Here is an 8,436-nt window from a genome sequence, read left to right on the forward strand (position 1 = left end):
TTAGGTCCATGGGCTGATAAATAAAGCTCTGTAAATAAAAACAAAGCTAGCGATATGCTGGCTTTGTTGTCATAGGCTGATCGTTAATTGCTGAATGCCTATCCCTCAAACATCTCAACGTATTCCTCATAGCCTTCTTCTGCTAATTTATCCGCAGGGATAAAGCGCATTGCGGCTGAGTTCATGCAGTAACGTAACCCTGTTGGTTTTGGACCATCTTTGAATACATGCCCTAGGTGGGAATCGCCAAACTTACTTCGAACCTCTGTTCTTGGGTAAAGCAGCTTGTAGTCAGTAGTTGTAACGACATAAGCTTCGCTGATTGGTTGGGTGAAGCTCGGCCAACCCGTACCTGATTTGTATTTGTCTTTTGATGAGAACAACGGCTCACCAGTAACGATGTCGACGTAGATTCCTTCCTGTTTGTTATCCCAGTATTTGTTATCAAACGGGCGTTCTGTCGCGTCATCTTGCGTTACATCGTACTGAAGTGCCGTTAGCTTGGCTTTGATCTCCGCGTCAGACGGCTTAACGTAGGTTTTAGCATTGGCTGTCGCATTCTTACTGTCGATGATCTGACGTAGTGTTTTAGGGTTGTCCTTTCTATCATCACCGAAGATTTTATCTAGGTACTGATCGCGGCCAGAAGCATAGCGGTAGTAGTTATAACGAACTTTACTCTTCTTGTAATAGTCTTGGTGATAGTCTTCCGCTGGCCAGAATTTTTCAAATTCAATCAGTTCTGTTTTTAGTGGTTCACCAAAGATATTAGCTTTGTCGATTTCCATCATGAAGTTCTGAGCAACATCTTTTTGTGCTTGGTTATGATAGAAAATAGCTGGTCGATAATGACGGCCTCGGTCTACAAAAGAACCTTTGTCATCGGTTGGGTCGATGTGTCGGAAGAATTGGTCAAGAACCTGTTCGTAGCTAACCACATCAGGGTTATAGGTCACGTTGATCACTTCGATGTGACCTGACTTACCCGAAGAGACCTGTTTGTAGGTTGGGTTTTCCAGTTCACCACCAGAGTATCCAGAGATAACGTCGGTCACGCCTGTCAGTTTTTCTAGATCGGATTCTGTACACCAAAAACAACCACCAGCCAGTGTCGCGATTTCAGTTTTACCTGAACTAGCCGTTTTATCCATTGTATTGGCAGTGCCAGTCTGGCTTACAAACAGCGAAATCAGTGGTAGTGTAACCACGAGTGATACCAATATTTTAGATAATTTATTCATAGATACCTCATCTTGACGTTTTTCTCATTCGATTTTGAATGTACGAATAGAGACAGGTTTTAGATGGAAAAAATTGCATCATTCACAAAAAAATATGTCGCCGAGAAAATCTTGCTCATAAATGCCGCCAGTAGTAGGGTGTAGGCATTGATATAAAATACCAAATAATGATGACGTTTTCGTACATCTAAGGAACAACATGCAAGCAGAAGTTAAATGGGTCGAAGGCTTTAAATTCCTCGGTCAATCTCAATCAGGCCATTCTATTGTTATGGATGGAAGCGGCGGTGCTACTGCGCCAAGCCCGATGGAAATGGTGTTAATGGCTGCTGGTGGCTGTAGCTCTGTTGATGTAGTGGACGGTTTGAAATCTGCGGGTCAAAGCATCACTGGTTGCAATGCAAAGCTTGAAACCAAACGTCGTGAAACAGCGCCAAAAATCTTTACTGTGATTAACATTCACTTTGAAGTGTCTGGTGACAACCTAGATCCTGAGTTAGTGGCTAAAGTATGTGCTGATTCGTTAGAAAAATACTGTTCAGTATGTCTAATGTTAGGTGCTGGCGTAGAAATGACTCACAGCTGGGAAATCGTTTAGTTTTCGGTTTGTACAGCCTAGCTTGGGGCCGGTACTTTTCGGCTTACGGCTTATTAGTAAAGACAGATACAGAAAAGGGCGGAGCACTTTGAGTGCTCCGCCCTTATTATTTCGGCTAAGGTAGAGTGCTGTTATTCAGCAGTTTCTACGATAACTTCTTCAACTTGTACTTCTTCTTGGTATTCGAAACCAGGGATCGTTGCGTCAACACGACGGTTTTGAGCACGACCTTCAGCTGTAGCGTTTGATGCAATTGGATTCTCTTCGCCTTCACCTGACGCTGTAATTCGGTCTGCTTCAATGCCTTGCTCTTCGATGTATGCCGCTACAGCTGCTGCACGCTTCTTAGAGATCATCATGTTGTATTCAGCTGCGCCTGTTGAGTCTGTGTGACCAACAACATCAACTGTTGATTGAGGGTGAGCTTTAAGTACTTCAACTAATGGCATTAATGCAATTTTGCCATCTGTAGACAGTTCAGTACTGTTAGTCGCGAACATTTCTTGAGAGTAGCTCTCTGTTTGCGCTTTAGTTACAACGACAGTCGTTTTCTCTTCAACAACAACTGCAGGCTCTGTGATTGGCTCAGATGGCGCTTGAGTCACTGCTACTGCAGAAGCTGTTGCAGCCGCCGCTGATGCTGTTGTGTTGCCAGTACCGAAGTTGTAGCTAACACCAACTGATAGTAGGTTCGAGTTCAGGTCTTGAACGTAGTTGTCGTCGAAGTCATCAAAATATTGGTATTCAACACGCAATGCCCAATCAGAAGAAAGCTGCTTCTCTAGACCGATGCCAGCAGAAAGAACAACGTCATCTTCGCCACCGTGTGAAATGTATGCCGGGCCCGCTTTGAAGAATACATCAAACTCTTGTTGTACTGCTAGACGGTACATTGGAGTTAGCGAGATTGCGATTAGTGGGTCGCTGAACGCAGCTGTTGTACCGTTTTTTGAAAAGCTTGTCTTGTAGTCGCCAAGGAAGTCTGAGCTTAGCTCAATACCAAATTTGTCATTAAAATTGTAACCAGAGTAGATGCCTGCACCAATTGCATCATCATCACATTTAGCACCGGCTACACATGCGCTGTCTAGCCAGCCCATACCCACTTTTGCACCTACATAAGTGGTTGCAGCAATAGAAGGCGCTGCTGCTAGGCCTGAAGCGGCAACAACAGCACACATGATTTTTGACAGTCTTTTCATAATCTTATCCTTGGATTAGCTATTATTGTTATCTGAACTTACCAGTAAAACGATCACTTATTGGGTTACGACACTGCTTATAATAAGTAAATCAAGGTGTTGGTTCAGGTGAACCTGTTTCTTTCTCAGTACTTATATTGTTAATCTGATTGCGTATTGGAGTCAATGAAATTGTTAAATATTATATATTTAAGATGCCTTTATTGTTGATTTTATCATTTGTTGGAATGTTTATGTTTATGTTTAAGCTATAGCCTAGCCTCGTCTATTTACCAGTGGCGCTACGGGTAATAAGTAAAAAACTTGCGCTTTATCATGCTTATAAAACAAAAATCCCCACCCAATATGTATAACTCGAATGAGTACATGATTGGATAGGGATTTGAATTGAAGCTATAGCGGTATTTTCACGTTTTACATCACGTAATAGCTCGACTTTGTTTACGGACGCTCACCCGCCAATAAACGCTTCTCGATATCTGCAATTACGCTAGGTAAGTCTGCAATGGTATCGATCAGGTAATGAGGGTTTGATTTGTTCAGCTTCACGCTTGCTTTTTCACGCGCCGTTGCCAGAGTTGCTTCGTCTGCGTCTAAGTATTCTTGATACGTTAAGCCTGCTTCGTTACCTGATAGAACAAGGCCTACCGTCCACATGCCTGCGTTGTGACCTTCATCAATGCCGGGTGCTGCGTCATCCACTTTCACACACGCTGCAACGCTAGTTACACCTAGATCGATTACGTTTTTAAGTGCCATAAATGGAGCAGGGCGACCGCCTTGAGGTAGGTCATCGGTTGCTACGATGTTGTCTGGGTGGTAACCGTAATCTGCAGCAGCAGGGATTAGCACATCCATCACTTCACGTGGGTAACCTGAACAAGATCCGATCTTCACGTTCTTCTCTTTTAGGTTATTGACCACTTCTATCGCATTCAAAATAGGTGCTGCGTGATCGGCTACTTTCGCTTTTTGAAGAGGCATGAATGCCGCGTAGATCGCGTCAACGTCTTCACTTGTCATTGAGCGTCCGAACTGAGCTTTCCAACGAGCGTCAACAGCAGGGATTCGACCCACCGCTTGGATGTGATCCCATTTACCGATACCCATAGGTTCACGAGCTTCAGCTAAGTCGATGTCAAAGTCGAAACCTTGTTTGAATGCTTCAACGAAGATGCTAGTTGGAGCAAACGACCCAAAATCAACGATAGTGCCGGCCCAGTCAAAGATAACCGCTTGGATAGGTGATGTCGTGTTCATAATAGTGTCCTATTTTTGTGTCACTCCCAGTTCAAAGTTCTGGGAAACAAATGGTTGTTTAAGGTTATTGGTTTAAATGTTGATTTCGAGAATTAAAGGTATTCAAAATCTTTGCAGACTTTGGCTATCGCTTTTTCGAATACAGACAGAGCGACTTCTAGCTCGCTGCGACTGATGATCAATGGCGGGCTTAATTGAATCACGTTACCTTGTGACACCTTAAAGCTCAGGCCATCGTTCAGACATTGGTAAAGTACTGCTTCTGCTTCATCGAACGCTCGGTTTTTGGTGATATGGTCAGTGACCAATTCCACTCCCCAGAGCAGGCCGATGCCGCGAATGTCACCAATGACTGGGTATTTCTCTTTCATTTGAAGCAGTTGTTCACGCACGAATGCGCTGTCTGCTTGCACTTTTTCAAGTAGATTTTCTTGCTCAATCACTTCCATCGTAGCCAGTGCCGCCGCGCAACCGATAGGGCTTTTCTCATGGGTGTAATGACCAAGTGAGACTTGTGCTGCTGTGTTGTATTTGTCTTTAGTGACCATGGCTGCAATTGGAACCAAGCCGCCGCCAAAACCTTTACCGATACAAAGAATGTCAGGTTCGATATCAAAAGCTTGGTGAGTGAACCATTCGCCACTACGACCCATACCGTTTGGAATATCGTCGATGATCAACATGACGTTATGCTTATCACAAATCTCACGGATTCGCTTCCAGTAAGCCTTACTTGGCACTTGAACGTCTGTGTTACGAACCGCTTCTGCAATGAAGGCTCCAATGCCGCCTTCTTTTTCAATCACGTACTCTAGGTAATCCGCATAACGCACATCACATGTGGTCTCGTTCGCATCGCCGGAGTTTTGCCCGCGAAGCGATAAAGAGTCATTAAGCGGGAAAGCACCACGATAAGAGACCGCTGGTGGAATGCGCTCTACGCCAGCCATTAATGGCCCCATGCCTTCGCGGAAACACGCTTCGCCACCTACTGAAATTGCATCGAGTGACGCGCCATGGAATGAGTCCCACAAAGACACTACTTTGAAATTGTTGGTGACATGTCGAGCAAGTTTTAGCGCCATGCCGATCACTGATGTGCCACCGGGAGCAAACAACACGCGGTTCAACTCACCACCGCAGATCTGTGTCAGCTTTTCAGCGCATTGAACGGCTGTTTCATTGGTAAAGCGACGTGGTGAAAACGGCAATGACGCCATTTGTTGAGTCACTTTATTAATGATATGTGGATGGCCATAACCCAATTGATGAACATTGTTACCGTGAAAGTCCATGTACTTCTTGCCCGTCGCATCTTGAATGTAGATGCCTTCAGCTGCTTCAAGTGTGTCTAGACAAGGCGTTGACATCGCTTGATGAAGAAATACGTCAGAGTCACGTTTTAACATCGCTTGAGTCGCATCATCGTTTAGCGACTCGTTCCATTTCTCACGCGCTGGCGTGGTGTTCACATCGCCTTCGCTTCGAAAGTGTGTCGCCTTTAGAACAGAATCTTGATTGGCCATCGTCATTATTTGATGTCCCAGTACATAGCATTCTTAACTGCGCCAATTAGAGCTTCAATGTCTGACGGATACACTTCACCGATGTTACCGATTCGGAAGCAGTCGGCGTTTGAAACCTTGCCCGGGTAAATCACAAAACCTTGTTCTTTCAAACGGTCATAGAATTCCTTGAATTGGTAATCGCTATGAGTTGGAGAATAGAAAGAGGTGATAATCGGTGAATGAAGTTCATCATTTAACAGAGGTTCAAAACCTAGAGAGCGCATGCCAGCAACCAATGTGGTTTGGTTGGTTTGGTAGCGATTATGACGAGCTTCGATGCCACCTTCTTGCTCCAATTCAAGTAGAGCTTGGTAGAAAGCACGCACTGTATGAGTTGGAGAGGTGAAGCGCCATTTACCATGGTTGCTTTCCATGCAGTGCCATTGGTCAAACAGGTCAAGGCTTAATGAACGAGCTTGGCCTTTGCATTTTTCCAGTTCCGATTGCTTCGCAATAACAAAGCCGAATCCGGGTACACCTTGAATACACTTGTTTGCCGAGCTGATCATGTAATCGATACCTAAGTCAGCAATATCCATAGGAATGCCACCAAAGCTCGACATCGCATCTAGAATGACGGTTTTGTTGTGCTGTTTTGCCAATTTGGCAATCTCTTCAATTGGATTCAGCATGCCTGTCGTGGTTTCACAATGCACAATCGCAACGTGAGTAATGTCTGAATCCATGGCCAATGCCGTTTCCATTTCGTTCAAGTCAGGCTGTGATGTTTCACCTGGGGAAACGACATGGCATGGAATGTTTAAGTATTCTGCGATTTGAGCAATACGAGCGCCGTACGCACCGTTATCAACAACAAGAAGCTTACCGTTGTTAGAGATAACGCTACCGATTGTTGCTTCTACTGAAGCGGTGCCGCTGCCTTGCATTAATACGCTTGTATATCCCGCTTGCTTAGTCGCTAAAGTCACTAGCTTGCTACGAATCACTTCAACAACGTCTTTGTTGTATTCATCATCCCAAGTACACCAATCTTTTAACATCGCTTGGCGAACGGTTTCAGAAGTAGATAAAGGGCCCGGTGTCAGCAGTAAGTATTCGTTTCTCATGTTCAACTCTCGTGATTTTAATTTTGGACTATACCAATATTTAGAGTTACTTTAACAACCAATTTAAACGGTCGTAAATAGCCCAAACATCATTTTCACAAAAGCTTCATATTAAAAATGGTCACTTGTCTTGAGAAAGTTTTCGATCTTTAAATTGCCATTTTTTGTTCATTTAATCGTCATAAAAGCCAGTTAGCTTAATACTCGAAATCTGGTACATACCAATGCAAAGGTGTGTGTTAACAACCTAAATGAATTTATGGATATAGAAGCCTCTAGTTGGAGCTTCTAGCCTTAACAACTTTAACCTTGGCAATTCCTAACCTTGGCATCGGGCCTGACTGGAGAAAATGATGAAAAACCGTTTTATGAAAGGATCACTTGCAGCTTTAGTTACCCTATTGGCTGGTAATGCTTATGCAGCACAGGAAGTGACGGTTTACACCGCTTTTGAAACTGACATTTTAGCGAAGTACAAAAACGCATTTGAAAGTGAAAACCCAGACATCAACATCAAGTGGGTACGTGATTCAACTGGGATCATGACGGCAAAATTATTGGCCGAAAAAAACAACCCGCGTGCAGAGGTAGTTTGGGGACTTGCTGGTTCTTCAATGGCACTGCTTAAAGAAGAGGGCATCCTGAAACCTTATATGCCTCAAGGTGTAGAAGCATTACGCGCTAACCTTAACGACCCACAGTCTACTCAAGCTTGGTACGGTAATGATGCATTCTTCAATGCAGTTTGTTTCAACGAAGTGGTGGCTAAGCAACTTAACTTACCTGCACCTAAATCTTGGGATGACCTAACGAAGCCTATCTATAAAGGCCACATTGCTATGCCAAACCCAGCATCTTCTGGTACGGGCTACATGCAGGTTTCGGCTTGGTTACAAAACATGGGTGAAGACCAAGGTTGGAACTACATGCAGAAGCTAGACCAAAATATTGCTCACTACACGCACTCAGGTTCTAAGCCATGTGTTCAAGCGGGCATGGGTGAAGTCGCTATCGGTATTTCTATGGCGAGCCGTGGCGCTAAGCTGAAAACTCAAGGCGCTCCACTTTCAGTGATTACACCTGAAGGCATCGGCTGGGAATCTGAAGCGGTAGGCCTTGTTAAGCCTTCTGATGCAGCACAACGTGTTATCGATTGGTCTATTTCTAAAGCGGCAAATGAGCTTTACATCGAAATGTACCCAGTTGTTGGTCACAAAGATGTGACAGGCAAAGCAGAGAACTTCCCTAATGTAGAAAAGAACATGGCAAAAATGGACTTCGCTCGCATGGGCAGCGAACGTGCCGACGTTCTTAAAACATGGTCTGACAAGTTTGACGCTAAATCAGAGCCAAAATCTTAATCTGACGACCTAGTCAGTTACTTAACTATTTAGTTCATTAGAAGTTAGAAATCAGTAAAGGAAGGCTTCGGTCTTCCTTTTTTAGTTGTGCGCCGAGCATGGCGTTGATCTAGGAGGTGAAAGTCCTCTACGGGCTCAG

The 8,436-nt window shown here is 44.2% G+C and carries 7 protein-coding genes; 2 read left to right on the plus strand and 5 right to left on the minus strand.

Annotated features, from left to right (window positions below; translation table 11 throughout):
• Window positions 1-98 precede the first annotated feature (98 nt).
• Entirely contained in the window at window positions 99-1,241 is a 1,143-nt protein-coding gene (msrB, locus tag AB6E52_RS19335) for a peptide-methionine (R)-S-oxide reductase MsrB (protein ID WP_102321398.1), read from the minus strand.
• A gap of 199 nt (window positions 1,242-1,440) precedes the next feature.
• On the opposite strand from msrB, the gene AB6E52_RS19340 reads away from it, so the two are divergent.
• Complete coding sequence (locus tag AB6E52_RS19340; protein ID WP_102321397.1) at window positions 1,441-1,839, plus strand: OsmC family protein; 399 nt, start codon at window positions 1,441-1,443, stop codon at window positions 1,837-1,839.
• Window positions 1,840-1,970: 131 nt separating this feature from the next.
• Here AB6E52_RS19340 and AB6E52_RS19345 read toward each other — a convergent pair whose 3' ends face one another.
• The 4 genes from AB6E52_RS19345 to phnW form a co-directional block, all read right to left on the minus strand.
• On the minus strand, window positions 1,971-3,041 hold the full coding sequence (locus AB6E52_RS19345) for an OmpA family protein (protein ID WP_102321396.1): 1,071 nt from the start codon (window positions 3,039-3,041) through the stop codon (window positions 1,971-1,973).
• Window positions 3,042-3,482: 441 nt separating this feature from the next.
• The gene (phnX, locus tag AB6E52_RS19350) at window positions 3,483-4,301 is read right to left on the minus strand and encodes a phosphonoacetaldehyde hydrolase (RefSeq protein ID WP_102321395.1); all 819 of its coding nucleotides are present in this window, start codon (window positions 4,299-4,301) and stop codon (window positions 3,483-3,485) included.
• A 92-nt stretch (window positions 4,302-4,393) separates the two neighbouring features.
• Complete coding sequence (locus AB6E52_RS19355; RefSeq protein ID WP_102321394.1) at window positions 4,394-5,833, minus strand: aspartate aminotransferase family protein; 1,440 nt, start codon at window positions 5,831-5,833, stop codon at window positions 4,394-4,396.
• On the minus strand, window positions 5,833-6,936 hold the full coding sequence (gene phnW / locus AB6E52_RS19360) for a 2-aminoethylphosphonate--pyruvate transaminase (protein WP_102321393.1): 1,104 nt from the start codon (window positions 6,934-6,936) through the stop codon (window positions 5,833-5,835). Before phnW ends, AB6E52_RS19355 begins: the two co-directional genes overlap by 1 nt.
• Before the next feature lie 350 nt (window positions 6,937-7,286).
• Here phnW and AB6E52_RS19365 point away from each other — a divergent pair, with 350 nt between their 5' ends.
• Window positions 7,287-8,297, plus strand: coding sequence for a putative 2-aminoethylphosphonate ABC transporter substrate-binding protein (locus tag AB6E52_RS19365; protein ID WP_102321392.1), 1,011 nt, complete (start codon window positions 7,287-7,289; stop codon window positions 8,295-8,297).
• Window positions 8,298-8,436 lie beyond the last annotated feature (139 nt).

The organism is Vibrio sp. 10N.247.311.13, from assembly GCF_041467595.1.
GTDB classification, from domain to species: Bacteria; Pseudomonadota; Gammaproteobacteria; order Enterobacterales; family Vibrionaceae; genus Vibrio; species Vibrio crassostreae_C.